The following is a 26,436-nucleotide window of genomic DNA, read 5'->3' on the forward strand; positions in this document are numbered from 1 at the left end:
ATATATGAAATAAAATCGCACAACTAGAATCGGGTTTTAAGTGATATAAAAAAGAATAATCTCAATATGTTTTTCCATTTGAAAATTTCTAAATAAGATTCTAACTATTAAGTGTGTTGCGTCATCTCCCAAAAATCCTGGCTTGGAAACTTTCTAAATAAGATTCTAACTACCTTGCCCAAAGACTTCATTATATACTTAAAAAGCTTAGAAACTTTCTAAATAAGATTCTAACATTATATTCATAATAGTCTTCAACCATAAAACTCAACTTAGAAACTTTCTAAATAAGATTCTAACTAATTTGTCCAATGCAACATCGGATAAAAATTTTCCTCATAGAAACTTTCTAAATAAGATTCTAACTCTTTTAGTGTCTCTTCAGGAATTCCTACACCATTTTCATTTTCCAGCTCAATGAGGGGATTTAGTTTCATATTTATGATACTTATAAGAATCACAAGCTGAAGAATTTTCATTCCCCCTGAAAGGTTTATTATCATATCAAAATCTGATATTGATAAAAAACATCCGAAATTTGAACAATCGCCTTGAACGGATCAGTTATGTCGATTTTCACCTCTGTGAATTTGATTTCCAGTGTCTCAGAACTTTTTAATTGAGGAAAGTGGTGTACTTACCTTGTTGCTTGATTCCTCCGGGAGAATTGCAATAACCTCCCTAAGATAATCGTTTCCATGTCTGAATATTGATCTAAGCTGAAATGTTTCCTGAAAACCAACAGTAATAAAGAGAATTTTGATTAAATGTGTCTTTTGTTGAAATTTGAAAAAATTTCAATTCGTTCATATGTTCTTGCCTTTGAAAGATTTTCTCTTCCCGTATCTGTATTTTTAATTATTTCCTCAGCCTTTTCCGGTGAATCAAGCCACAGATATGGCATTATACCATATATGAGTGTTCCAACCCTTTCAAGGGATCTGTAAACTGAAAAAACGGTTTCCCTGATATCAATAAAGTGTTTCAATGCAAGACCTCTGTTTTTTACATTCAGGGCAAGTGATGAAAAATATCCCGTTATGTCCTGCTTCTTCACCTTTCCTTCCTCAAAAAGTTTCATTATATTCCTGAATGATTCTTCACCGGTAACCCATCCAAATGATCTCAACATTCTTATTCGATCCTCATCGCTCTTAAATGATTGATACTTCTTTATCATACCATCTGAGTCTCCAGTCATCCTTCCGTATGCAGTAAGTATGGCTTCCCTTATCTCGGGATTCTCCTTTTCAACCTCTGAATATTTTTTGGTCAGCATTTCTGCAAAATTATCATCGTACTTTGCCATAGTAAGATCAATCTGACCAATAAGTATTGAAAAATCTTGATTTTCTTTGGTTTTTGAAGAATACTCCTTTTCCATTTCACTTATGAGAGGTATAAATTTTCTTTTTATTTTTTCCTCATTCTTACTTATTGAGATCATAAAATCCATATCTCTAACAAGCTGAAGGGCCGTGTTAATATCAAAGTGTTTCCATACCTTTGATGCAAATGTAACATAATCATCCAGACTTATCATTCCTGAAATTGCTTCCGCACCCAGATCCATCACAATATTCATCTGATCCAGAAATGAAAGAGTGGAAAATTTTTCAACAATGTTATTTAGCATGTTTGAATCGTAAATTGTTCTGTGAAAGCTTGAAAAATTTCTGTTCAATTTCACTATTCCCCTCTCTTTCAGAGTGGTTTCATCAGTGTTGAAAAGTATTCTTTCCACTCCCTCTGAATGTTCATATATGATTGGTAGGGGCCATGGTTTTTCCTCCGTTTTTTTTCCGCTGAGAAGAAATCTTTTCTGGGAAATTTTAATTCCGTCTTCATTTATCTGGGCAGTTACAACAGGATATCCCGGTCTTGATATCCATTCCTCCATTATTCCATTTATGTCGATACCTGATTTTTCAGAAATTGAATTCCAAAGATCCTTTCCCTCAGCGTTTCCATAACTGAATTTTCTCAGATAATGCTGTACCCCTTCCCTGAACTTTTCCTCACCCATATAATTTTCAATCATTCTGAGAATCATTGCACCCTTACCATATCTTATATTAACTGACTGGCCGCTCATTTCCTCCGGATCCTTCATGTGGGTTTCAATCGCCGCAGTATTAATCATAGCATCATCTTCAAGGGCTCCCTTTCCGTCAAGCTGCATCATTCTTCCATAAATTTTCATTTCAGGGTAAACATGATCTACGGCCTTGTAAGCCATGAAAGTAGCAAATGATTCGTTCAACCAAAGATCATCCCACCATTTCATGGTTACAAGATTTCCAAACCATTGATGAGCCAGTTCATGTGCTATTACTTCAGCTACCCTTTTTTTACCTGTTTCTCCACTGTCCTTATTTATTGCAAGTGCGTTCTCCCTGAACGTTATGGCTCCCCAGTTCTCCATTGCTCCAGCTGCGAATTCCGGAACAAGAATCAGATCCATTTTATCCAGTGCATAAGGAATTCCAAAATAGTTCTCATAATACTGAATAAATTTCACTGCCATATCAAGAGGAAGGGATTCTGTATTTGCTGATCCTTTCATCATAATGAGTGATATGTCCTTTGAGTCCATTTTTGTACTTTTAAACTCAAAATCCCCTATTCCTATGTATATTAGGTAAGCGGACATCAGTGGAGTTTCATAGAACTCAACTGTCTTTTTTCCATTATGAATCCTTTCACTCTCCTTTTTCATATTTGAAATGGCACTAAGTTTTTCAGGAAAACAAAGTTCAATTTTAAAATGAAACTTAATGCCGGGGTGATCGAAGCATGGAAATGCCTTTCTTGCATCTATATCTTCAAACTGTGTGGTCACCATTTGGTTTCCATGGGAGTCTTTTGCCAGATATAGGCCAACAAGACTTTCATTGAGCTTTCCTTCAAATTCAAAATAGAGTTTGTGTTTTCCCTCCTTATTTATTTCCAGATTGAATTCGTCATCCCTTCTGCCTTTTGAAAGCTGAAAGTCTTCATCATCAATCCTCGAACATATAATTGTATGATATTCTCCATCGGAATTGAAAGTGATCTTCTCTTTGCCAGTTGAAAAAATAATCTCTGTCCAGCCAGAATATTTTCTATTTTCCAAATCAAAATCAAGATGAATCCTCTGATGCTCTCCCTTCATGAATCTCCATACATTTATCATTCAATATGTTTTCCTGAATTTTTTGATGCTTGACAAATATTTTAATATTAAAAGACAATAGGCATTTTTAATGGATAAAAAGTCTCCACAGATCTTAAATTTTTTCCTGTGGGGTGGGCATTTTCTAATTTTTAAAGGGGGGAAAATGGAGTGAGAAGATACCTTCTCCTCCAGGATGGCTCTCTTCTGGAGGGAAGGTCATTTGGCTCCATGAATGATTGTGTTGGTGAAATTGTTTTTAATACAGCCTTCACAGGATACTATGAAATAATGACCGATCCTTCTTATAGAGGCCAGATTCTCATGTTTACCTTCCCGGAGATGTTCTCCTACAGCTACATGGAAGAGATAGCACAATCTGACAAAATTCAGGCATCCGGCATTGTAATTGGAAACAATCAAAATGAGAATAACCGGCACTTTAGAGATCTTGATCTAAAGATGAAAAAGTTTGGGATACCGGGAATTTCAGGAATTGATACAAGAATGCTCACACAGAAGATAAGGGAAGAGGGAGAGATGATTGGATGGATAATCAATTCCCCTGACAGAATTCCAGAGAGAAGTGCAGAACATCCTGTAACTGAAGTTTCGCCCCAAAGTATAACTGTAAGTGGGAGGGAAGAGGGAATTGAAATACTCTATCTGGATCTTGGCACAAAAATTTCTCTTCTTCATGAGGTTGAGAAACTTGGAAGGGTTACAAGATGCGGCATAAACCATTCAGAACTCATAGATAACTCCTTTGATATTGTTTTCATATCCAACGGTCCAGGTGACCCTTCAGATCCGGTCTTTAATTCTGTTATTAAAAGAATACAAAAAATAATAGGAGAGGTGCCTGTTTTTGGTGTGTGTTTGGGCCATCAGTTAATGGGCCGGGCCTTTGGATTGAGAACTGAGAAAATGCCATTTGGACATCATGGAACAAATCACGGGGTGACAGACGGTAGAAAAACATACGTGACTTCACACAATCACAGTTATCGTGTTTCTCCTTCAGAATCAGAAGTGTTGCCAATGCTTTTTGATGTAAATGACGGTACTCCGGAAATGTTTCAGTACAACAATAGCAAGGGTTATTCTGTTCAGTTTCATCCTGAGGGGCATCCAGGACCATTTGATCCAACAGGATTTTTTTCACTTGTGAGAAATTTGATTAAAAGTGAGGTTTTGTGATGAGAATCCTTGTGATTGGATCAGGCCCAGTGGTAATAGGTCAAGCGGCTGAATTTGACTATTCTGGAACTCAGGCTTGCAGGGAGTTTCTGAAAAACGGAAACCTTGTTTTTCTGTTGAATTCAAATCCAGCATCTTATCAGACAGATGCTGAAAATGCCACAAGAGTCTATCTTGAGGAAATTAATGTGGAAAATGCAATAAAAATAATAAATAAGGAAAAAATTGATGGGGTTGCCGCAGCATTTGGAGGCCAGACAGCACTCAATATTCTCCTCTCACTACACAGATTGGGTATACTGAAAGAAAAAGGTATAAAGGTTCTTGGAACTGCGCCGGAGGATGTGCTTAATGCAGAGGACAGATCAAGATTTCACAAACTCATGAAATTGAATGGTATAAAAATAACTGACTCTGAAATCATAACAAGGGAAGACTTTTTTTCAGGAAAACTGCCCACAATATATCCCTTCATATGTAGAACATCATTCACACTAGGAGGATCCTCCGGAAAAATTATTGAAACTCCAGATGATGCAAGAGGATATTTCCTCCATCTTTTTGAGGATGAAAATATTGATTCCGTAGAAATTGAAAGATCCATTTACGGTCTGAAGGAGATGGAGTATGAGATAATTAGAGATTCAATTGGGAACTGCATGATGGTATGCAACATGGAAAATGTTGATCCAGTTGGAATACACACTGGAGAGAGTATTGTTGTGACACCCTCCATTACAGTAAATGATGATGTTCATCAGAAAATGAGGGAGACTGCATTAAGAATTGCATCCATTCTGAACATAATCGGTGCTTGCAACGTTCAGTTCGCAATAGAAAAAAATGCAAATGATTTCTATGTCATAGAGGTGAATCCAAGAACTTCACGATCCTCGGCCCTGGCATCAAAGGCAACCGGATATCCCATAGCAAGGATTTCAGCACAGATACAGATGGGTAAAATTCTTCCTGAGATCAGGAATCCCATAAATGAAAGCACCTCTGCATCACTTGAACCAGTTCAGGATTATGTAACAGTGAAGATACCAAGGTGGGAAGTTGAGAAGTTTCCTGATGATATTGAAATTGGTGTGGCTATGAAATCTATTGGGGAGTCAATGGGAATAGGTTTGAACTTTGAGGAGGCTTTTTTCAAGGCCCTTGCTTCACTTGATCTCACATATATTTCAAAGGTGTTTTCTGAAACCAATAAGGAAATCATAAGGGACAATGTGAAGAGGCAAACCGCGCTCAGGTACATATACATATTGAGTGCACTTTATCAGGGAATGGACCCTGATGAAGTTTCAAATTTGTCCATGTGGGAAGATGTTTTCATACGTAAGCTTGGAAGAGTTATGAAGAAATTGAGAAAATTCAAAAAGGAAGGCGATTTGAAATCATTTATAAAAGTGAAAACCGAAGGTGTTCCTGACCAGATAATCTCTGACATTACGGGTTTCAGTCTAGAAGAATTGCACAGAATGAGACATGAAAATTCCATATTTCCTGTTGTGAGGAGAATAGACAGTACCTCTGCAGAATACATATCGGAGACTAACTATCTTTTCTCAACGTATCTTAAAAATGAGGGTGAAAAGGTGAATAAAAAACCTGTTCTCATAGCAGGATCAGGACCAAACAGAATTGGTCAGGGCCTTGAATTCGATTACTGTTCTGTAAAAGCGGCAAAATGGCTTGAAAATAATGGTATGGGCGTTGGTATGATAAACTGCAATCCTGAGACCGTATCCACAGACTTTGATACCTCTGACCTGCTTTTCTTTGATCCTGTTAATCTGGAGTATGTTGAGAATGCGTACCTGAAAACTGAGGCATCGGGTCTCATTGTTCAGTTTTCTGGTCAATCAGGGCAGAAAATTGCTAGAGACATGAAGGATAACACAGAAATGAAAATTATTGGAACTGATAGAAAGAGTATTGATTTATGTGAAAACAGAAGACTGTTTTCAGATTACCTTGAAAAAAATAAAATAGAGCAGCCTGAATCCTTCAGGGAAATTGGCGATCCATTTTTATTAAAATTTCCCCTGATTGTTCGAGGAAGTTACATCATAGGAGGTTCAGGGATATGGGTTGCAAGAAATCAAATAGAATTTCAAGAAATTGCAGAAAATATAAAAATGGATTCACTTGAGATCACCAGATTTGTGGAAAACGGAACTGAAATGGATGTGGATTTTATCAGCAATGGAGAGGATTTTTCAATATGCGGAATAATGATTCATGTTGAGAAGGCAGGTGTTCACAGCGGAGATGCTATTTCATATTGGTGCCCAGGAGAGATTTCCAATCATGTTATTAAAGGGATAGAAGAGATAATAGCAAAAATACTGAAAGGTATCAGGATAGTTGGGATTGCAAACCTTCAGTTGATTGAGAAGCAAGGCAAACTGTTTGTGATAGAGCTGAACGCAAGGGCAAGCAGAACTGTTCCGGTAATAGCAAAGGGTTCTTCTATTGACATTGTCAGTATTGCAATGGATGCCATATTCAATAAAAAGGTGCAAAAAATAAAATGGAATGAAAAATGTTATGCAAAGGTGCCTGTGTTTCCATACAAAAGAATAAAATCTGTCAAACTCAAAAAGGGCCCGGAGATGCATTCAACAGGGGAGATCATAATAATAGAAAATTCAAGGAGTGATCTTATGGAAAGGATCAATCATTATGTATAAAAGTTCATATTCAATTCTAAATATATAAGTTAAGTTTATATTATATTTGAAACTATATTTTCATGACATACTGCGGTAAATGCGGAACCCAAATCCCAGATGGAGCCTCATTCTGCCCTTCCTGCGGAAACCCGGTAACACAGAATGTTCAGCAGAGTGTGCCCATGGGAAACAGTAAATCTGGAATTTCAGGAGATCACTTCAAAACCGTTGGAAAGAAAAATATGATGAGTTTCATTCCACAGATTGAGATATCATCAGAGAACGGGGTCATAGGATATGTGGAAATTCCGGCTGGCATAATAGGAGAGATGCACAGGGATTTTGTCCTTGTTAGTCCGGATAACATGCCTCTTCTTAATATACAGCACAGGAAATCGGGAAAGGCCTTTTCCACAGCAAGATTTTATTCCATAACAGATAATTCCGGAAATGGGGTTGGAGAGATGGAGATACATGAAAGAAAGGCCACCCTGAAGGATGGGAATGGAAATGAATACAATGTAAATGAGAACCTTTCTGGAAGGGAATACAAAATTCACTCAAAATCTGGTGAGGTTGCGGAGATAAAACATCATCTTGCAAGCAAATATTTCGAGGGAAATGTTACAGGAGACATTGACAGATCCCTTTTTGTTTCCTATCTTCTTTACAGAACTCTTCTGCACGCAATGAACGAGGGGAGCTTTTACGGAGGCCCCATGACAGGCGGCCCAGGTTTCAGAATTTAATTTTTTAAATAAAAACAAATATTCATTTTCAATTATTAGTGGTTGAAGAGATTTTATCTAACAGTGGGACTGACAGTGATGCTGTTCAATTCACTGTATCAGTATTCCTGGAACGTTCTTGAACCAAGGCTTGTGAATGGTTTTAATACAGGTACGGCGGAGATTGAGGTTGCCTTCACCATTTTTGGTATATTTTCAACAGTATTTCAGGGCCCAGGGGGCTACATTGCTGATAGGTTCGGACCAAGGTACATGGGTGTTATTGCTGCAATAATGGCCGCTTCAGGGTTCCTTTTCACACCTTTCCTGTCAAACGTTTTTCTTTTTTACGTACTGTGGGCATTTGGAAGTACAGGGGAAGGAATTCTGTACGGAATAGCATCTAATCTTGCAGTTAAATGGTTCAGAGAGAGAAGGGGGTTTGCCGTGGGAATTGTTTCTCTGGGATTTGGTACAGGCGCAAGCCTTGGAAACATATTCATAGAACAGTACAGCCAGTTCAGAACACCCATGTTTATAATAGGAATTGTTGAATTTGCAATTCTGCCATTATTGTTGTGGTTCACAAAATATCCCGATGAATATGATGAAAAGAGAACAGCAGTCCAGGCAATAATAGATGGCAGATTCTGGATAATTTATGCTGCGTTTTTCATGGGCACCGTCCCGCTTATAGTTGTTTCCTCAAATCTTCCAGTGTTTGGTTCAACTCTTTCAAAATTCAATCTTGCTGTTCTCGTTTCCCTTTTCCCCTTTCTAAGCGGTGTAGGAAGGCCTTTTATGGGTATCCTTTCTGACCGTATAGGGAGGATAAATGTTTCTCTAATAATAGGTCTCATGTTGATTTTAGGTTCTGTTTTTCTCATATATCATTTGTTCATATTTTCCATAATTCTCATTGGACTCTTTGGTGGTTCCATGATCTCCACATACATAGCTCTTGTTGGAGATCTATTTGGCCCTAATTTCTCAACAGCAAACAACGGAATTCTCTATACAGGGAAAGCCATAGGTAGTGTTCTTGGTTCTGTTGTTTTCTTTGAAATATTCAGCGTTTTGCCATTATATTCATACATTTATGTTACACTTGCTGCAGTTGTATCACTCATATTTCTTAATGCAGGAAGATCCATAGGTAAAAAACAAGCTTCTTCCATAGAGTCTGGTGATGGTTAAAAGCCCTGACAGCAATCCAAAAATATGTCATGTCCGCATACAGGACAGGCGGGGTTGTGGCGATATGAATAGCAGTGTTCACAGGAACATTCAGAAAATGAGCATTCAGAACACATTTTTACTTATTTCATACAAATGCAATAAACTTTCTATTCTCCAAATAGAGCAATTATGGAAACAACTGCAATAATTGAGATGGATGAAAATAGAACCGTAAGTTTGTTGTGTCCTGTTATGAATGACAAGAAGGATCCGAGAATGCCAATGATCACTGCAGGTCCGCCTATACTTACAGTTAATGTCCTTGGGAATCCAATGAGAGGCTCAATCAGAATGAAATGATATATCATGTATGTACTGGATATACCTATGAAAAGAAGTGTCAGGGAAAACACAAGAAGTATCTGGTTTTCTCTTGTGGTTGTAACATCCCTCATTTTAGATTGTTTTTTAACTTCCTCCTGAAGCGGTTCCCTCAGTTCAGATATGTTTCTCCAGGAAACGTATTTTTTTAAACCGTTAACTTCAACAAGAATGCCTGTGTCATCAAACCCTATCAGAGTGCCAACTTCCCAGTCCACGTAATCCAGATATATGATTGTAATCTTTTTGTTGACCAGTTGATCAAGTACCAATATGGGTTTATAATTACAAAGATTATGAATTTTGCTTTTTATAGTTGATAATTTTTTTATTTCCCTATTTTATTTTTTGTTGTCATGAAACTCCGGTATTTTTATGTTTTTACCCTTTGAAATTTCTATTGTATATCTCTCCTTAAGTTTCTCCATTTTTTCATTGAATGCTTCATCAAGTGTGAAACCAAGATGATCTGCAAGGGCTGCGCATCCAAACAATATATCAGAGACCTCTCCCATTATTTTTTTTCTGAATTTCTCAGAATTCTCAAATTCTTTGTCTGCACTTTCTCCGGATTTCCAGAGAAAATTCTCAAGAAGTTCACCTGATTCTACACTTATGCTTTCCGCTATATCCTTGGAAGTCTGAAACTGTCTCCATTCCCTCTCGTCAATGAAAGTTGCTACCCTTTTAATCACATCATCAAGTGTTATTGAAATATTGCCTCACCCCACATTTCTTCATGCTTGTTACCTCATCACGCATTGTCCAGTATGTAGTTGAATGTCCTTTCGAAATTTTCCTGCAGAAACTTTTCAATTTCTTCTGCTGGTAAATCTCCAACAAATCTCTTAGTGAGAGATAGTATACTCTCCGGAGATATACCGGGGTTTTTCTTTGACATCTTCTCCAGAAAAATGTTTTTCCTTGCCAGCATTGTAAGAAAACTTCTGTATACTGTGTTCTCTCCATGAAGGGTTTCTGAGAAAAAAAGGAGTTTTCTTGATATTATCTCTTCCTTTATCTCATCGATTCCCATCTACTTATCACATTTGCCGTCTGGGCAAGCGGGATCAAATGTAGCCTCAAGCTTCAGGAAAACCCCGGGAAGTCCCTCCGTCTTTTTCTCCCCGTCCTCTTTCAGTTTCTCTATTATCTTCTCCTTTTCCTCTGTTTTTTTCTGCTTCTTCCTTGACTCCGTACCTGAGTAGAGAACCTGTTCTGTTTTACTCCTGTCTCTGTATACTGTTATTCCCTTGCAGTGGAGATCCTTTGCCAGTCTGTATGCCCTGCTTATGTCGTCTGGGGTTGCATCATGTGGAAGGTTGATGGTTTTTGAAACCCCTGAATCACAGTATTTCTGGAATGTGGCCTGCATAAGAACATGCCATTCCGGATCTATTTCATGTGCAGTAACAAATATCCTTTTCAGATCCTCAGGAACATTAACCTCAGAGAGGTTTCCGGTTTTTGCAACCTCCTGCATCAGGGCCTCAGAATAAATTCCTCTCCTTTTTGTTTCCTCCTCAAACAGGGGGTTTACCTCAACAAGTTCCTGTCCATTCAGAACATGTCTTACAAAGGCAATAGCGAAAAGGGGTTCAATTGATGAAGAGCATCCCGCTATTATGGATATTGTTCCTGTTGGAGCTATTGTTGTTGTAGTTGAATTTCTCATTGGAAGGTTTTTCTTTTCATACTCAGATCCGTACCATCCTGGAAACACACCCCTCTCCATGGCAAGTTTCTGAGAGGCTTTGTGAGATTCTTCGTTAAGGAAAGACATCACTGCCTCAGCCATTGAGAGTCCTTCCTGTGAATCGTATGGTATTCCCATCTGTATAAGCATGTCTGCAAAACCCATGATTCCAAGGCCTATCTTTCTTGTTTTCCTTGTCATTTTTTCAATGTTCTTAACAGGGAATTTGTTTGCATCCACCACGTTATCAAGGAACCTCACAGATGTGTGTATGACTTCCCTGAGTTCATCCCAGTCTATCTTTCCATCTTTCACAAACTTTGAAAGATTAATTGAACCTAAATTGCATGATTCGTAAGGCATAAGTGGCTGTTCACCACAAGGATTGGTAGCCTCTATCTCTGCTATGTGCTTGACAGGGTTTGCCTTGTTTATCTCATCCAGGAATATTAGACCAGGATCAGCAGTCTTCCAGGCCTGTGTCACTATGGTATCCCACATTGTCCTGGCCTTAATTCTTGATACTACCTTGCCGCTTCTTGGATTTTTTAACTCAATATATCCATCTGAATCAAGAGCCTCAAAAAACTTATCATCCATTCCAACTGAAATGTTGAAATTTCTCAGAATGGTGTTTTCTGCGTCCTTTGAAGTTATGAATTCCATTATGTCTGGATGATCGTACCTTAGAATGCCCATGTTTGCCCCTCTTCTTTTTCCTCCCTGCTTTATTACCTCTGTTGTTATGTCAAATATTTTCATGAAAGATACGGGGCCAGAAGCCACACCCTTTGTTGATCCCACTATATCATCCTTGTTTCTCAATCTTGAGAATGAAAATCCTGTACCTCCTCCCGATTTGTGAATTTCTGCTGTCTCCTTCACAGCCTCAAATATCTCATCAATGCTGTCACCAACAGGCAGGACAAAACAAGCCGAAAGCTGCCCTAGCCTTGCACCAGCGTTCATCATGGTGGGTGAGTTTGGAACATATTTCAGGTTCACCATATCCTTGTAGAATTTTTCTATTGTTATTGGTGCCATTGTTTGTTTTGTATAAATGAAATCCATGAACTGACCAAATGTCCCTGTCAGTATACCCTCTTCCTTCAGATTATTAAATGCCCTCTCAAGAACCTCTATCTGTGTATTGAGAAGGGTACCAATTTTCTTTCCCTTTGGATTTAATTTTCCAGAATTCTGATACTCCGCATAATCATAAAGTGCATCTATTATTCCAACATGATCTGCTACCCTCTTGAACATCTGGCTCGGTGTTTCTATTATTTTTCCTTCCTCATCCTTTAGAAGGTATCTGGCTTCAAGAACCTTTACAGCATTAAGAGTCAGTTTAAGATCATCCTTGACCCCAAGCCTTGCCTTCTCCTCCCTTATTCTCCTTCTCTTTTCCCTGTAAAGGATGTAGGCCTTTGCCACATCATTAAACTTTCTTCCGTCTATCTCTGTGGACATTAATGAAGACTCAACAGCGTCCTGTATCTGCTCTACGGTTGGAGTGTCAATCTTCTTTTCTAAAAGTGAATCAATGACCTTTTCTGATATTATCTCGGCGTCTTTCATTGTGCCGTTTTTAATAGAGAGCATGGCCTTGTAAATAGCCCGGACAATTTTTGTTTTGTCAAAATCAACCTCCTGGCCATCTCTTTTAATAACCTTTAAAATTTTAATTGATGTGTTCATGTAAAATAATAAGTTTTTCGGCGTATAATAATCTTTTTTTGATAACGTATATTTATCATATATGAATCCAATTATAATATTTAAATGATGTTCAATTTCTTTGTACCAAAAACCAATTTATTATATACATTATAAAAAGTTGTGAACAAATTTTTCAAGATTCTTGTATTTATGATCATAATACTGGTTGGGATTTCCTCTACCCTTGGATATGAGGTAATAAACGATCAGAAGATAATCAAAAATTTAAGGATTTTTCAAACTTCGCCAGGGAACACAAACGCATCAAAAATCTATTATACAGGGTGTGTTCAGTTTGAGGGAAACTCTCATCACATTTACACATATTATCAAAACGTCTCAAGCATATTTGTTGATCTGAACTGTTCAATTATTGTTGATCCTTACTATTATCATAATAATTATTACGTTGATCTTACAAACATGAGTTCGGGTGGTGGCGGTCTTGCTGATGTTAATGGAACAACTGGCACTGTGAAATGGATTGATAGATTTTCAAATGAAGTTATGACTGAACCAATTGGTATATATGGTATCATATTTATTGGGCTTGGAAACAACACTTTTCAATGCGAGAATATTAGGGGAACCGGAATAAATTACATTGCAGCTGTTAACAGTACAAACGGTAAGATTTTGTGGAAATACTATACTCTTGGGGAGGATATGCCAACACCCGTATTCTATGATGGCTTACTTATTGAAGCAGACGGTTCTGGAAAAGTTTTTTCCCTTAACGCTTTCAACGGTTCCCTTGTCTGGAAAGATACAATATATTCCTTTGTGAGCATGTCCTCTCTCCTCCTTTATGACGGGAATGTTTATTTTGGAGGGGGAAACCCATACTGTTTCTATTCCGTGAATGCAGAAACCGGTAAAATTAACTGGACTTATCTAACAAACGGAACAGGAGGATTAACAGATGCATCCCCTGTATACTCAGATGGGAATATTGTTACAGGCTACACAATCACTTGTCCCAACGGGACCATGAAAAGCTTTACAATTGCATTGAATGCTGTAAATGGAAACCCTAGCTGGATAACATATGACGGAATAGGATGTCAGCCAGAATTTCCTCCAATTGAGGTGCCCCCTCTAACTTCCATAGGAAACATAATATTTACTGAGCCAACATCCATTTGCTGCCTTCTTGCCATAAACGCTTTCAATGGATCAATATTATGGAGACAATACACTGGCCTGGATGATTCAAACGTAAATGTTGTTGGAGGTTTCGTTATAACTGTGACGTATAATGGAACCATGATGATATTCAATATGAACGGAAATCTGGTTTGCAGCAAAAATTTTGGAGTCCCCATGGGTCCAGGAAACGTTATTGTATTCAACAACGCTTTTCTGCTTTTTGGAATGAATGGGGTGATGAAAACAGTAAAATACAATTTCTACAGAGCCATAAAAGTATGCTAAAATAACATTCAAAATATTTTTTTAATAATTTGCAATACAAATTTATGGTAACGCTGGACAGGCAGACTAGGATGAAACTTGAGGCTGAACTTGCATTTGTAAATGAAAGGCTTCTGCAAATCAGGCAAAACAGAGACATACATGGAATAGATGATGAGGAATACAGAACATGGATGAATAAAAGAAATGAAATAATGTCAAAACTTTACTGAAAGAGGGGGAGGGGTTCACTTCCTATGGAAATGAAAATAGTCATACCACCATCTTTGGTCTGCTTACCATGAATCTGTTTCTTTTCCCCCTAACATCTATGTAAACATATTTATTCTGGCCGGAAAACTCTCTCTGTATATATCCAAGACCTATACCCATTCCTAAAACTGGTGAAAGGCTACCGCTTGTGATGATGCCAATTTTATTCCCTTCTTGATCGAAAATTTCAGAACCAGTTCTTGGAATTGCTCCTTTTTCTTCTGCAATAAATCCTCTGAATATTTCAGTAAAGTCAGTTCTCTCAGCAAATTCCTTTCCCATGTAATTCTTTCTGTTTGTTAGTATGAAAGATATACCAGCTTCCCTTGGCGTTCTATCATTGTTAAAATCCTGGCCTGAAAGAAGAAATCCTTTCTCCATTCTCAGTGTGTCCCTTGCCCCAAGACCACACAAACTTCCATCATAATTTTTCAGCTTTTCAGAAAGTTTTTCCCACATTTCAACTATATTTTTGTTTTTACCTATTATCTCAACACCTTTCTCTCCAGTATATCCCGTTCCTGAAACTATTAAATGGTTAATCTCATAAAATCTAAAACTTTCAGGAAATTCAAACCCGAGATCTTCAATAAGTGGTTGGCTTTCAGGCCCCTGCACAGCTATGCATCCGTATTCATCAGATACGTTTTTAATTTCAACGCCTTTTTTGTCAAAGGATTTGACATGATTGTAAATGAGATCTGTAGTTGCTGCATTTGGTATTGAAAGATATTTTTCATCTGAAAATTTGTATATTATTGTATCATCAATCATTTTTCCATCAGAGTTCAAAAATGCTGTGTAAGTACAGCTGTTCTCCTTTGCATTTTCAATATCCGACGGTAAAATGCTGAGTAAAAAGTCTGTTGAGTTATCCCCCTCTATGAAAAGGTCACCCATGTGTGAAACGTCAAAAATTCCAACCTTTTTTCTTACAGACATGTGTTCTTTCAGTATGGATTCATAATAAAGTGGCATATTCCATGAATGAAAATCCACCATCTTCGCTCCATTCATTACATGGTTGTCATAAAGGACCGTTTTCATTTCATGCCACCCTTTCTTTTATCTTTCCTTGGGAAGTATACCCCTCCCTCTCTTTTATCATATTCAAAAAAAACACATGTATCCTTGTATCCTCAGTCAACTCAGGGTGAAATGTCATTCCTATGATATTTCCCTGTCTTACCATCACAGGCCTGTTCCCCTCATATGCAAGTATATCTACATTTTCCCCTGTTGATTTTATCACTGGGGCTCTTATGAATACAGCATTAAAATCACCAATACCATTTACTGAAATGTTTCTCTGAAAAGAATCACCCTGTCTTCCATATCCGTTTCTCTCTATTGAGACATTGAGAAGGCCCATCCCCTGTACTCTCGTATCATTTGTTTCCCTGCTCAGAAGTATTATGCCTGCACATGTTCCCATTACAGGAACCCCTGAACTGGCCAGTTGAATTATCATATCATACAGACCATACTCCTTTGTAAGTTTGTATATTGTTGTACTCTCACCGCCAGGAATCACAATACCATCTGCATTCTTCAGGGTTTCAGTACTCCTCGCCCTGTATGTATTTACATTAAATCCTTTACTTCCTATGGAACTTAACATCTCGAGATGCTCTTCAACATCTCCCTGATAACCTATTACGGCAATATTCACACTGAGGTATGCCATACCAATTTAAAATTGTTCCACTTATTATATTCTAATTTTAAAATGAATAAAAACATTAAGCTTAAACCATTTCATGATTATGGACAAAGTTTATGGATTCATAGGTACAGGTATGATGGGTGTACCAATTTGCCGAAATATTTTGAAAAATGGCCACAATCTTAAAATATACAACAGAACTGAAAACAAAATCCCAGAGGATTTGAAAAAATACAGTGTAAATTCCATAGAATCTTTGGTGGAAAAAAGCGATATAATTTTTATGATTGTTACCGATTCCAAAGCTTCAGGGGAAATAGTGGAAAAAATCTTATCCATTAAAGGAAAGGTTAAAGCAATAATTGATATGAGTACAATTTCCCAGGAACAGTCAATTAAAAACTTTGAGTTCTCTAGAGATAAATCAATAAAATACTGCGACTGTCCTGTAATAGGCAGTGTACCGGCTGCAGAGTCAGGAAAACTCACATGTGTATTCGGCGGTGACAGTGAGATTTTTGAAGAAATAAGAACGGTTCTTCAGTGTTTTTCAGCTCAGCAGATATACATGGGAGAAAACGGAAAAGGGATAGCCATGAAACTTCTTAACAATCTATTAATGGGAACCATTGTGTCAGCAGTAAGCGAAATTGTAAATGCAGGAATGGAATTAAAACTTGATTTTAACAATATGGTAAAGGCATTACAGGGAGGGGGTGCAAGGACAGCTTCACTGGAACTTAAGGGTGAAAACATGAAGAACATGGACTTTACCCCACAGTTTCTTCTTTCTCACCAGTTGAAGGATCTGAGATATGGAAACGAAATGCTTACAAAAAACGGACTAAGCCACGTTTTCTCATCAATATCAGAATCCTTTTACTCTAATATGGAGGCAAATTACGGAAACCTTGATATGAGTGCAATATTCAAATTTTTTAAAGTTATAAACAGCAGATGATGTTTACACATCATCTGAAAAGATCTATGTGCCCATAGGCTTCTCTCTTGCCATAGCAGTATTTTACTTCATTGAAGTTTGATTTAAATTCAGCAACTTCTTTTCTTATTTTTTCAATGTCTGAGTTTTCATTCATTGCTCTTACTATAATCTCTGCAACATGTTTTGCTTCTGATTTTCCCATACCTATTCTTGTTATTTCCTGTGAACCAATCCTTATTCCGCTTGGATCCTGAGAATTTCTATTGTGATCGGCAGGTATCAAATTCTTATTTAGAACAATTCCACATTTTTCAAGTTTTTCAGCAACAAATTTTCCACCACCAAACTTCCTGACGTCAGCAACCAGAGTGTGTGATTCCGTAAATCCCCTTTTTTCTCCAAGTACAGTTACTCCAAGTTCATGTAGTTGCTCAGCCATTGCCTTTGCATTCTCCACAATTGCAGAGGCATAAGACTTCCCGAAATCAATCATCTCAAATATTGTGATACCAAGTGCAGCCATTGTGTTAAGATGATGATTGCTTAAAACTCCAGGAAAAACCCCCCTCTGAACCTTTTTCCAAGTCTTTTCATCAGTATTTCCAACTATTATTCCATGCTGTGGTCCTGGAAAGGTCTTGTGTGTTGAGCCAGTCATTACATCTGCACCCTCTCTCATTGGGTCCTGGAACTTTCCACCGGCAATCAAACCAAGGACATGGGCTCCATCGTACCAGACCTTGCATCCAACCTCCTGAAACACATCTCTAAGCTCCTTAATTGGAGCGGGAAAGAGGAAAACAGACTGACCAAAAAGGCAGACCTTTGGTTTGCTTTCCCTTATTATTTTCTCAGCTCCGGAGGGGTCCACTGTCATTGTCTCCTCATCATAAGGATAGTTAACTATGTTAAGTCCCCTGAAACCAAGCGTACCAAATTTTGCTGCACTGATGTGTCCTCCCCCGGAAAGATCTGGAGCACAAATTGTGTCTCCGGGAGAGAGTAGACCAAATGCAACAGCCTGGTTTGCATTTGTACCTGATATTGGCCTTGGATCAGCCTGTGGAACATTGAAAAGCTCTTTTGCAGCCTCAGTTATTAAAGTTTCAGCCCTATCCACAAATATATTACCCTGATAATATCTCTGTCCTGGAAGCCCCTCTGCATACCTGTTTCCAAAATCTGACAGAAGCATTTCCATGGCCATTGGACTCATAAGATTTTCAGAGGCAATAAGTGGAATTGAATCCTTAAAAAAATCCTCATGATCTTTAACTATCTTTCTTAGTTCCTCCGCCCGGTGAAGGTTATTTTCCATATATTATGATGCATTACCATTATTTTAAGATGTATTTTCTTAAATCTACCTGTCTTTTCTTTTTCTCATCAGTAATATTATAAAGGCGATAACAAGAATCAATGCTGCTGGGAAAAGCACCAATATTATAATGTTTCCTCCTGAGCTGCTGTTAAGCCCAAAATCAAGCGTAAATGTTTCGTTGTGTCCATCAACCGTAATTTGAATCTGTGAATTTTCAACATTGTATATTTTTCCACCAGGATAACACAATACTGTACCTGTGACATGATAAAGAGTGGCATTATATGTACCGTTTTTAACCTTAAGGGAAATGGATTTTAGTTCCGTAATGTCATGGAAAGAGGAAATGTTCACTCCCCATTTCCCGTTTAAAGGTAGGTTTTCTATTTCAAAACTCAAAAGATAAAGACGTTGAAAATTCCATGTATATGATAGATTATTTTTCACATTAACCGTGAGGTTTCCACCACTGTACCATGGATTACTTGACATGATACAGAAAGTGAATGTTCCATTGAAGAACGGAAAGGTTGTATTATTTGCAGTTGTTAATATGACAGGTGTACCATTGGTCTTAACATACCATGGTGTGTTATCAGGGAGCCCCCTTTCCCTGATTGTAATGCAAAATACTTTTCCAACTGAAGCAAAAACTCCCTGATAATCAGCATTCCTGCTAAATGATAATGAATATCTGTTTCCCGATCCTGAATAAACTATTCCTGAGGCAGTCTCACCTGTCTGGACTATGGAATATTTCGATGAAATTGGGTGAAGAGAAAGGGCAACCCATTTATGGGAGGAGAAATAAAGTCCGTAAGAAGTGACGTTTCCAACAGTTCCGTTACCATATTTTCCTAAACCGTCTGTGGGTGGCCCCGTAAGTCCAAACTGGGGTGCCAGTCCTCCGGGCAGGGAGGTGCCAGGAGAAGGTCCGTTAATTTCGTTCTTTCCATTATAAATGTAATTGTAATTCTGGGAGCCTATGATGTAAGCTGCACCCGGCGTGTTGATTTTCTCTACATTGTTATTCACCACAAAATTAATGTACGATCCACATGGAGAGGTGGAATTTTCAAGAACCATGCTCATATTAAATTCATGTGGAAGACTAACCATTTTTCCTATGGGAAAAAGGTATCTGAATGAAGTGATACCAGGATACAGGCCAAAGAAGGGATATGATACCCAGGCAGTGTAGTTCACGAACCAGAAGCCAGATCTGTATTTCAGATATATGACATTTTGTATCCAGTAAAGTGGTGCTCCCAGCTCATTGGCAACCACGGCATTTTCCTGAATTGAGCCGTTGTAACAGTTGTCAACAGATGAAAATGAGCCAGTTCTATTATTGTAGAGATATCCTGTTACATTTATACCCTGGAGTGAAAGATTAAAATCCACACCCCTCAGTGCAGACGGGTTAAAGGAAAAATTCCTTTCAATGAGAAAAAGGGTTAAATTATAAGCGTTTATGGAGCCCCATCCTGTAACAAGGTTATATCCGGGCAACGCTTTAAAAAGGTGGTTGTGTCCACTGTCAACGTTGTAGAATGCAGAGGCAGGAATTCCATATTTATATCCACCAGAGGAGATGAAATGAGAACATTTTTCACTATTATTTGAATAAAATTGTCTGTTTGCCAGTTTATACAAAAAAGGATTGAGGTAACCAACATTACCTTCTCCGAAATCTTTCAGCACAGCATCAATCTCTGCAATTATTCCGGCCATAACAGGAGAGGCTATGCTTGTTCCGTAAAATATGTATGGTGCAGGATTAGACAGATTTACACTCAGGCATACAGCTGTATCATTTGCAATAGCACTTATATCAGGTGTTCCTCGTCCTTTTCCCCCAAGAATTTTATTTGCCTCTGTGGAAAGTTGAAATGCCGGCTCAGGAAAGACAGTTGATATGCCACCTTCGCTTCCAATAGGCCCTAGTTTGCAATCTGAACTGATATACCATGCAGTCTGATTTTCTATTGAAAGATCCTGATACAGCCTCAAGGTTGTTCCACCAACTGCCGTTATTCCAAAGGAATTGTAGGCCATTGCGGCTGGGAAAGAACTGATTGATCCTGAATATTTGGAACTGTTTACATTGTCACATCCGTCTCCAGAGCTAGCCAGGACAGTAATTCCTCTTGCCTGAGCCTCCTGTAAATAATCGTACCACAGAGTATTATTGTTGTCTGATGCACCCCAGGAATTGGTAATGACAGACACATTCTTGAGCTGTGGAACCTTATTGTTTGGATTCAGAATAAATGCAAAGGCACTGTCAATATTTTCACAGGAAGACGTTGGACCATATACATTGAATATGGATGCACCCGGTGCCAGGCTTCCAGCCATCTCTAAGTCAAGGGTATTTTCTTCAAAGGATCCTGTAACATCACATGTGGCACGAATACCAGGATATGGTGCACCGTTGATTGGCACCGCATGGACCTGAGGCATGGGTTCATTCTTTGGAAGCGTTTCATTAAAATAATCGTACACATCCGTGGGATCATAGGGTCCCACATTTGCACCAGTTTTGTTTTGTCCGGACCAGAGTATTGTTGCAATGACTTCATTTTTTGGATAGGTAAAATTGAAGAGAGAAACCTCATCATATGCTACTTGAAGATCACTTCCGTAAATTAGCTGGCCATTACTACAGTCAATAGGGGAGGGATAACCACTCTCCTGTTTTACATTTTTATAAGTTTTGCCTGAGACACCAAGGTTCAGGGAAGCATTAACACTTCTGTCTGTGAAACCCACTGAACCTGAAATGTGTGATGCAATGGATTCAGGCAGTTCCGGATAATTAGTGGAATAGTATTTTTCTGATGGCCCTACAACAAAACTTGTGTTGAATGCCTTACTCATTTCCAATGAAGACCCGCATATCTGAAGAGAGAACATTCCGGAGAACTTTTTAATATGCATATGGGGAAAGTTGGAAAAGTACTGGACAGCCTCACAATAAATATATGATGGGGGTGAAAAATTCTCATCAAATTCTTTCAGGTTTAAAAAATGCCTGTACTGAGCACTCTTTTGGTCAGACAGATTTTGCAGAAGCGAATTAAGTCTGCTCTGATTACTGTAAGAAAACTGGAGAAGAACAGAAACGTTTCCATAATATTGGGAATGATTTCCCGCTAAAATGGATCCCGGTGTAACGGGAAATTTAGAATAGATTCCCTTGGTTTTGAATATTCTCACATCATTTCCTTCAAATTTTTTATCCGTCTTAAGTTCTTCTGAACTTGTCATCAACAATGGAAATATTATTATCAAGAAAAGGAGTATTACAATGAATTTTATGATTGGTCTATTCACACTCAATAATAATAATTTCAATATATATATGTTGCATGAAGCAGAAAGATTTATTCAACACATTTTCCTTACTTTAATATGAAATGCCCTGTATGTGGTTCAGAAAATGTTGAAGAAATAAAAAACTGGGGATTCAACTCCTATCTTGTGAAGAGGATGAGCTGCAATGAATGTGGGGCAAGGTTCAACCATTACAGTGGTGAAAATAAAGAATATACAATACCGAAACCAAAAAAATTTTGAATTATTGAATTTTTAAAGATTTTTTGTTTTTCATTGCCCTATACATGACAAGAAACAGGAATGACAACAGAATCAAACCGAAAACTGTGATTATAAGGAAGGAATTCAGAAGAGGCCCATTGTTCATCAGTGAGTTTACATTCAAGGTATGATGGAAAGCATAGGGGTAAACAAGAGGATATGTTAAAAACACAGAAATTGAAAGTAATGGAATGAAAAATAATTTCTTAATCCTGAATTCTGTCAAAGATGAAAGGGCAACCAGAGAAATTAAGATGGCTGAAATTACTGGAAGAATTGAAAACCCTGCACCATCCATGGAATAGAGGGACACTGAACCGGTGAGGAGTCCTGCAAAAACAACAAGTGCGGTTTTCCATGATGCACCGACATCAAAAAACATGTAAGAAAGGCCCCATGATATGAGAGTTCCGGATACGAGAAACATCCAGGAATAAGGGTCAATTATCCACTGCCCAAAGTTAAAAGAAAGATTTTGTGTGTTAACTCCCCCAGCACCAATTATACCTGATATGACAAAAAGGGCAATAAGTGCAAGGGCAAAGGTGGAAAACCCATATGAATACATGAGAAATCTTTTTGACAAAAACCTGCCTGAATTCATGTATTCTCCATAAACAAAGGCAGCGTTTCTTGCCACAAAGAATATGAGAAATACCATTATTCCCCCGGAATATAGATATGCCACTGGTAGTATTGCCGATGGAAATATAAAATCAGAAGCAACAACCCAGAACGCTGCAAATGTACCTGTTATTTCCCAGATCGGTGTTATGTATTGAATAACGGTGTCAGAACTGTTTTTCCAGTTGAAAATAAGCTGGTATGAACCCATGAATTCTGTCAGAAACAGGGATATAAATACTGAAAATATTGCATAATCAATTAAAAAAACGTATTCAGTCATAAACACCCTCCTTCAAATTACTTTTTTTATTATGGGTTACAGTCTGTCTGTTCCTGTATATTCTCATCATTATGTAGAATGTCAGTGGAATTACAAGCAGGTAGAATGCAATTATGAAATATCCTGGCAATATGATGGCTGTGGATGTTGATTCGGCCTGGGACACTTTCATAACATTGTAAACAATCCATGGCTGTCTTCCAACCTCATCTGTAACCCATCCCAGTTCATAAATTGCATAGGCAATGAATGACAAAGGAATTTCCAGCAACACCAGTAGGCGATTTCTTGTAAAGTCCTTTCTCATTATGAAGTAAAGGAAGAGTATGAAGAAGAAAAGCCCCATGAGAAGGCCACCAACCACCATTATGTCAAAACTGGTATGGACAAAAAGGGGCGGCCATGTGCTTTTTGGAAATGAAGAAAGACCGGGAAGGGTTGTTATACCAGATTCTATCTTTGCAAGAAAAGCCTGAAGGCCAGGTATTTTCAAAGAACCATAAATTATGCCATTGTTCAGATATCCAAAAATATGCTCTGAGAATCCTGTTCCTGTTACAGGGTTCAATTCAATTGCAGCATATTTCTCCGGCTGGTACTTCAGCAGTGAAATGACCTCGTTTCCTCCAGTTATTCCCGCAAGGGCTATTGTTATCATTGATATCCAGGCGGATATCCTGAGAACCAGTGCAGAGGCCTTTTTCTCAATTTCCTCATTGGATCTCAGATATGTGTATGCAAACATTCCTGATGTAAGGACAACACCTGCAAAAATGGTTGTTGTCAGCACATGTTCAAGTTCATCAGCTGTTGATGCAGTGAAGAAAGGGGCAAAAGGTGCAACATTTATGACTTTGCCAGTGGTTTCAAAATAACTTAGGTTGAATCCATTGGGTGTGTTCATCCATGCATTGACCATTGTGATGAACACTGCAGACATTATCACTCCAAGATAGACACCAAGGGACAGGAGAAAATTGCTGTATTTCCATCTGAAAGCGTTTTCATAATAAGCATAAATCATCAAAGTTATGGTTTCCAGGAAAAAGGCTGAAACCTCAGCATAAAAGATATTTATTGCACCGGTTTCAGACACAAGCTTCATGAATCCTGGAAAAAGGTTTACAAGTTCTACTGCCATCACAATTCCGCTTGCAGTTCCAATACCAAATGCAACTATGAACATTTTTTTAACCCTTTTTATCAGATATTCATACACTTCCCTGTTTTTTCTTGCATGAAGAAACTCAAGAATCACAAGAAGCAGTCCAAGGGATACGCTTGTTCCCACAATAATTATGTGGGAACCAATTGTGAATGCAAACAGGAAACGATCAAAGAAACTAATACTCAACGGCATCACCCCTTCTTATTTTTACAAGGCTTGAAAAATTGAAGAACCCTGCCCATAGGAACAGGATTCCAAGGAATTCAGAATAGTAGAGAAGCTCAGGGAAGCTTGCAATGTAAAGTGACCCCGCAATGGAAACTAAAACTGTTCCAGCAATTATCCATACCATTTTCAGATTTCCTGTTTTTTTAAGTGAGTATACGGCAACACCTATCAGTATTGCTGCAGATGGGAACGTGGAAAATGAAGACGAAATGACAACAGGCAGGGGAAGGGCACCATAAACAACTCCGTTCACAAGTATATTTGAGGCGGGAGTGATTATTAATGTTGCAATTACTGCAAGGGACGATAACACTGTATATACTATAAATCCAAGCAACATTTTTTTATTATTCAAAAGTGAAAGTGAACCCAAAGCAAGCAATTCCACCAGAAGTGCCACAGAGAACAGGTAAACTGAAAAAAGTAAAGTTCCCGAAATATTCAGTGCAAACAGAACTTCAAGAAATGCCCCAAGTACAAACAGGAAAAGACCGGAACCCCAGAATTTATAGGAAATTCCTTTCTTGAAGAACACTGTGATGGCAAGAAGGAAACTGGCCATTGTTATGAATATTGTGGAATAAACAAGCAGTTTATTCATAACTGCATATTTCAAAAAGTTATATTAATTATTAAGAATAAAAATACACAAACATGGACAATAATGAGCAAAAATACACACAATAAAAGATATTATAATAGTAATGAATGATTTAGAGTTTTAAATGGGAAGAATCAATGTGAGCATGAAAAACGAAGCAATCCAGAAGCTGGAAGATTTCGCTGATAAAAAAGGGAGGCCGGTAAGCTCAATTGTTATGGAAGCAGTATCACTTTACATGGCACTGGATTCAATAGGTATCAGAAGTGAGGATATAGTACGTATTGGAACACTTATAAGTCTGCTTATTGAAACAGGTTCAGTTCCTGTACCTTCCATACTTCTGGATTTCCTGGTAAAGAATTCTATGAAATACAGTGAGAAGGAAACATTGAAAAAATGGTATGAAAGAGGCCAGATACTTGGTAATATAATTAAAAAATATGCAGAAACACTTGAAGAGCTTATAGATCAGATCCAACAGTACAAAAACATAATGGTGGGGAATTTCATAGACATTCAAAAGGAGGATCATAGGATAAGTGTGAAGATATCAGGAACAGGTTACAGCATTGAATCTGCAAAGGCAACTGTGAGTGGAGTTGAAGGATTTTTTTCCGCATACGGAATTAAAAAAGAGGATGCCCTGATATCCGAGGGTTTCATATGGTATAAGGGCTTGACAAATATTTAATTTTTCAGATTTTCCGATATCTTCCAGTCTGAATTGAATTTTTCCATGAGTATTTTTCTGTGCAAACCTTTTTTGAATATTATCCCAATCTCCCTGTTTCTCTCGAGGCTTGTTCCAGAAAAATTTTGTGAACCTATGAACGCTCTTTTCTTTATGTGAATCATCTTAGCATGAAGGTAAAGTGAATTAGCCGGCATTATCCTTATTTTCACGCCAGAATCCTTCAGGGATAATGCATTCTTTTTGTCCTCACTGCTTATGGTTGATGGCAGTATTAGTCTGACCTTTTTTCCCTTTGATCTCAGGAGTTCAAGTAGGGTGGGATCATCCCCCAGTTCCTCAGTCTCTATGAAAAGTTTTTTTCCTCCTCTCATGAATGAAAACAGTTCTCTCTCCGAATCAGGAGAGATCATGAGAACGTCCCTGTCTTTTGGCCTTATCCTCTCGTTTTCATAATCAGACTCAAACACATTCTCAAGGGCTTTTCTTATCTTTTTTTCATCTCCAATAACGAAATATTCCCTATTTTTTGTAAATGCTGATTCCGTCATGTTTAGAGTTCCTATAAAAAAACTGTGTTCATTCACCATGTACTTTGCATGGTCAAATACATCATGATTGTCAAATCTCATTGGTGCAATTATGACCTTTGCACCAGTGTTTTTTAAAACAGAGATGTCAGGGGTTTCAGAATTGAATGGGTGGCCGTCAATAATTATGCGTACCTTTACCTTTTTTTCAACCTGCTCCTTTATTGTCCTCATAACTTCCTCATCATCTAAGAGGTAAAAGTTCATGTTCAGAAATTCATAGCTTGATTTTATAAAATCAATAACTTTCGTCTTTCCAGCCTCTGGTAAAGAATAAACTTCCACAAA

23 protein-coding genes and 1 CRISPR repeat array are annotated in these 26,436 nt (G+C 37.9%); of the genes, 9 read left to right on the forward strand and 14 right to left on the reverse strand.

The window, feature by feature from the left end; genetic code table 11:
* Nucleotides 1–80: 80 nt before the first annotated feature.
* Nucleotides 81–366: direct repeats of the CRISPR family, unit length 25 nt; unit sequence GAAACTTTCTAAATAAGATTCTAAC.
* Nucleotides 367–605: 239 nt separating this feature from the next.
* Nucleotides 606–764 (reverse strand): hypothetical protein, encoded by a 159-nt coding sequence (locus tag ACNF4Z_RS02705; RefSeq protein WP_458327821.1) that lies wholly within the window; start codon nt 762–764, stop codon nt 606–608.
* A complete protein-coding gene (locus ACNF4Z_RS02710; RefSeq protein WP_458327708.1) occupies nt 764–3,154 on the reverse strand; it encodes a M1 family metallopeptidase in 2,391 nt (796 codons plus the stop codon). The genes ACNF4Z_RS02705 and ACNF4Z_RS02710 overlap by 1 nt, the downstream gene beginning before the upstream one ends.
* A gap of 171 nt (nt 3,155–3,325) precedes the next feature.
* Between ACNF4Z_RS02710 and ACNF4Z_RS02715 the strand changes: the two genes are divergently transcribed.
* The 4 genes from ACNF4Z_RS02715 (at nt 3,326) to ACNF4Z_RS02730 (ending at nt 8,960) form a co-directional block, all read left to right on the forward strand.
* On the forward strand, nt 3,326–4,354 hold the full coding sequence (locus tag ACNF4Z_RS02715; protein WP_458327709.1) for a carbamoyl phosphate synthase small subunit: 1,029 nt from the start codon (nt 3,326–3,328) through the stop codon (nt 4,352–4,354).
* Nucleotides 4,354–7,053, forward strand: coding sequence for a carbamoyl-phosphate synthase large subunit (gene carB, locus ACNF4Z_RS02720; RefSeq protein WP_458327710.1), 2,700 nt, complete (start codon nt 4,354–4,356; stop codon nt 7,051–7,053). Before ACNF4Z_RS02715 ends, carB begins: the two co-directional genes overlap by 1 nt.
* A 62-nt stretch (nt 7,054–7,115) precedes the next feature.
* Nucleotides 7,116–7,784: a zinc-ribbon domain-containing protein gene (locus tag ACNF4Z_RS02725; protein WP_458327711.1), complete on the forward strand. Its 669-nt coding sequence runs from the start codon at nt 7,116–7,118 to the stop codon at nt 7,782–7,784.
* Between the two features lie 63 nt (nt 7,785–7,847).
* Nucleotides 7,848–8,960 carry an MFS transporter gene (locus ACNF4Z_RS02730; protein WP_458327712.1) on the forward strand — a complete coding sequence of 371 codons (1,113 nt, stop codon included), beginning with the start codon at nt 7,848–7,850 and terminating at the stop codon, nt 8,958–8,960.
* Nucleotides 8,961–9,109: 149 nt separating this feature from the next.
* On the opposite strand, the gene ACNF4Z_RS02735 is transcribed toward ACNF4Z_RS02730, so the two are convergent.
* The 4 genes from ACNF4Z_RS02735 to ACNF4Z_RS02750 all read right to left on the reverse strand — a co-directional run bounded on the left by ACNF4Z_RS02735 (nt 9,110) and on the right by ACNF4Z_RS02750 (nt 12,720).
* Nucleotides 9,110–9,595: a hypothetical protein gene (locus ACNF4Z_RS02735; RefSeq protein ID WP_458327713.1), complete on the reverse strand. Its 486-nt coding sequence runs from the start codon at nt 9,593–9,595 to the stop codon at nt 9,110–9,112.
* Between the two features lie 69 nt (nt 9,596–9,664).
* Complete coding sequence (locus ACNF4Z_RS02740; protein WP_458327714.1) at nt 9,665–10,018, reverse strand: nucleotide pyrophosphohydrolase; 354 nt, start codon at nt 10,016–10,018, stop codon at nt 9,665–9,667.
* Between the two features lie 59 nt (nt 10,019–10,077).
* The gene (locus tag ACNF4Z_RS02745; protein WP_458327715.1) at nt 10,078–10,359 is read right to left on the reverse strand and encodes a hypothetical protein; all 282 of its coding nucleotides are present in this window, start codon (nt 10,357–10,359) and stop codon (nt 10,078–10,080) included.
* Nucleotides 10,360–12,720 carry an adenosylcobalamin-dependent ribonucleoside-diphosphate reductase gene (locus ACNF4Z_RS02750; RefSeq protein ID WP_458327716.1) on the reverse strand — a complete coding sequence of 787 codons (2,361 nt, stop codon included), beginning with the start codon at nt 12,718–12,720 and terminating at the stop codon, nt 10,360–10,362.
* A gap of 141 nt (nt 12,721–12,861) precedes the next feature.
* Between ACNF4Z_RS02750 and ACNF4Z_RS02755 the strand changes: the two genes are divergently transcribed.
* Nucleotides 12,862–14,175 carry an outer membrane protein assembly factor BamB family protein gene (locus ACNF4Z_RS02755; RefSeq protein WP_458327717.1) on the forward strand — a complete coding sequence of 438 codons (1,314 nt, stop codon included), beginning with the start codon at nt 12,862–12,864 and terminating at the stop codon, nt 14,173–14,175.
* A gap of 44 nt (nt 14,176–14,219) precedes the next feature.
* Nucleotides 14,220–14,387 (forward strand): hypothetical protein, encoded by a 168-nt coding sequence (locus ACNF4Z_RS02760; protein ID WP_458327718.1) that lies wholly within the window; start codon nt 14,220–14,222, stop codon nt 14,385–14,387.
* A 40-nt stretch (nt 14,388–14,427) separates the two neighbouring features.
* Here the strand turns inward: ACNF4Z_RS02760 and gcvT are convergent, their stop codons facing one another.
* Together gcvT and pdxT are read right to left on the reverse strand one after the other, a co-directional pair.
* On the reverse strand, nt 14,428–15,474 hold the full coding sequence (gcvT, locus tag ACNF4Z_RS02765) for a glycine cleavage system aminomethyltransferase GcvT (RefSeq protein ID WP_458327719.1): 1,047 nt from the start codon (nt 15,472–15,474) through the stop codon (nt 14,428–14,430).
* Between the two features lies 1 nt (nt 15,475).
* Entirely contained in the window at nt 15,476–16,099 is a 624-nt protein-coding gene (gene pdxT, locus ACNF4Z_RS02770; RefSeq protein ID WP_458327822.1) for a pyridoxal 5'-phosphate synthase glutaminase subunit PdxT, read from the reverse strand.
* 88 nt (nt 16,100–16,187) lie between these two features.
* Between pdxT and ACNF4Z_RS02775 the strand changes: the two genes are divergently transcribed.
* Nucleotides 16,188–17,054 (forward strand): NAD(P)-dependent oxidoreductase, encoded by an 867-nt coding sequence (locus tag ACNF4Z_RS02775; protein WP_458327720.1) that lies wholly within the window; start codon nt 16,188–16,190, stop codon nt 17,052–17,054.
* Between the two features lie 10 nt (nt 17,055–17,064).
* Here the strand turns inward: ACNF4Z_RS02775 and glyA are convergent, their stop codons facing one another.
* A complete protein-coding gene (glyA, locus tag ACNF4Z_RS02780; protein ID WP_458327721.1) occupies nt 17,065–18,354 on the reverse strand; it encodes a serine hydroxymethyltransferase in 1,290 nt (429 codons plus the stop codon).
* 45 nt (nt 18,355–18,399) lie between these two features.
* Entirely contained in the window at nt 18,400–21,696 is a 3,297-nt protein-coding gene (locus ACNF4Z_RS02785; protein ID WP_458327722.1) for a S53 family peptidase, read from the reverse strand.
* Between the two features lie 78 nt (nt 21,697–21,774).
* On the opposite strand from ACNF4Z_RS02785, the gene ACNF4Z_RS02790 reads away from it, so the two are divergent.
* The gene (locus tag ACNF4Z_RS02790; RefSeq protein WP_458327723.1) at nt 21,775–21,939 is read left to right on the forward strand and encodes a hypothetical protein; all 165 of its coding nucleotides are present in this window, start codon (nt 21,775–21,777) and stop codon (nt 21,937–21,939) included.
* A gap of 1 nt (nt 21,940) precedes the next feature.
* Here ACNF4Z_RS02790 and ACNF4Z_RS02795 read toward each other — a convergent pair whose 3' ends face one another.
* The 3 genes from ACNF4Z_RS02795 to ACNF4Z_RS02805 are packed head-to-tail and all read right to left on the reverse strand — an operon-like array spanning nt 21,941 to nt 24,864.
* Complete coding sequence (locus tag ACNF4Z_RS02795; RefSeq protein ID WP_458327724.1) at nt 21,941–22,867, reverse strand: hypothetical protein; 927 nt, start codon at nt 22,865–22,867, stop codon at nt 21,941–21,943.
* Entirely contained in the window at nt 22,860–24,221 is a 1,362-nt protein-coding gene (locus ACNF4Z_RS02800) for a cytochrome ubiquinol oxidase subunit I (RefSeq protein WP_458327725.1), read from the reverse strand. Before ACNF4Z_RS02800 ends, ACNF4Z_RS02795 begins: the two co-directional genes overlap by 8 nt.
* On the reverse strand, nt 24,211–24,864 hold the full coding sequence (locus ACNF4Z_RS02805; protein WP_458327726.1) for a hypothetical protein: 654 nt from the start codon (nt 24,862–24,864) through the stop codon (nt 24,211–24,213). Before ACNF4Z_RS02805 ends, ACNF4Z_RS02800 begins: the two co-directional genes overlap by 11 nt.
* Before the next feature lie 124 nt (nt 24,865–24,988).
* On the opposite strand from ACNF4Z_RS02805, the gene ACNF4Z_RS02810 reads away from it, so the two are divergent.
* Nucleotides 24,989–25,558: a hypothetical protein gene (locus ACNF4Z_RS02810; RefSeq protein WP_458327727.1), complete on the forward strand. Its 570-nt coding sequence runs from the start codon at nt 24,989–24,991 to the stop codon at nt 25,556–25,558.
* Here ACNF4Z_RS02810 and ACNF4Z_RS02815 read toward each other — a convergent pair.
* Nucleotides 25,555–26,433 carry a phospholipase D-like domain-containing protein gene (locus ACNF4Z_RS02815; RefSeq protein WP_458327728.1) on the reverse strand — a complete coding sequence of 293 codons (879 nt, stop codon included), beginning with the start codon at nt 26,431–26,433 and terminating at the stop codon, nt 25,555–25,557. The two genes, ACNF4Z_RS02810 and ACNF4Z_RS02815, sit on opposite strands and share 4 nt — an antisense overlap.
* Nucleotides 26,434–26,436 lie beyond the last annotated feature (3 nt).

The sequence above is a fragment of the Caldiplasma sukawensis genome (assembly GCF_052315375.1).
GTDB lineage: Archaea > Thermoplasmatota > Thermoplasmata > Thermoplasmatales > Thermoplasmataceae > Cuniculiplasma.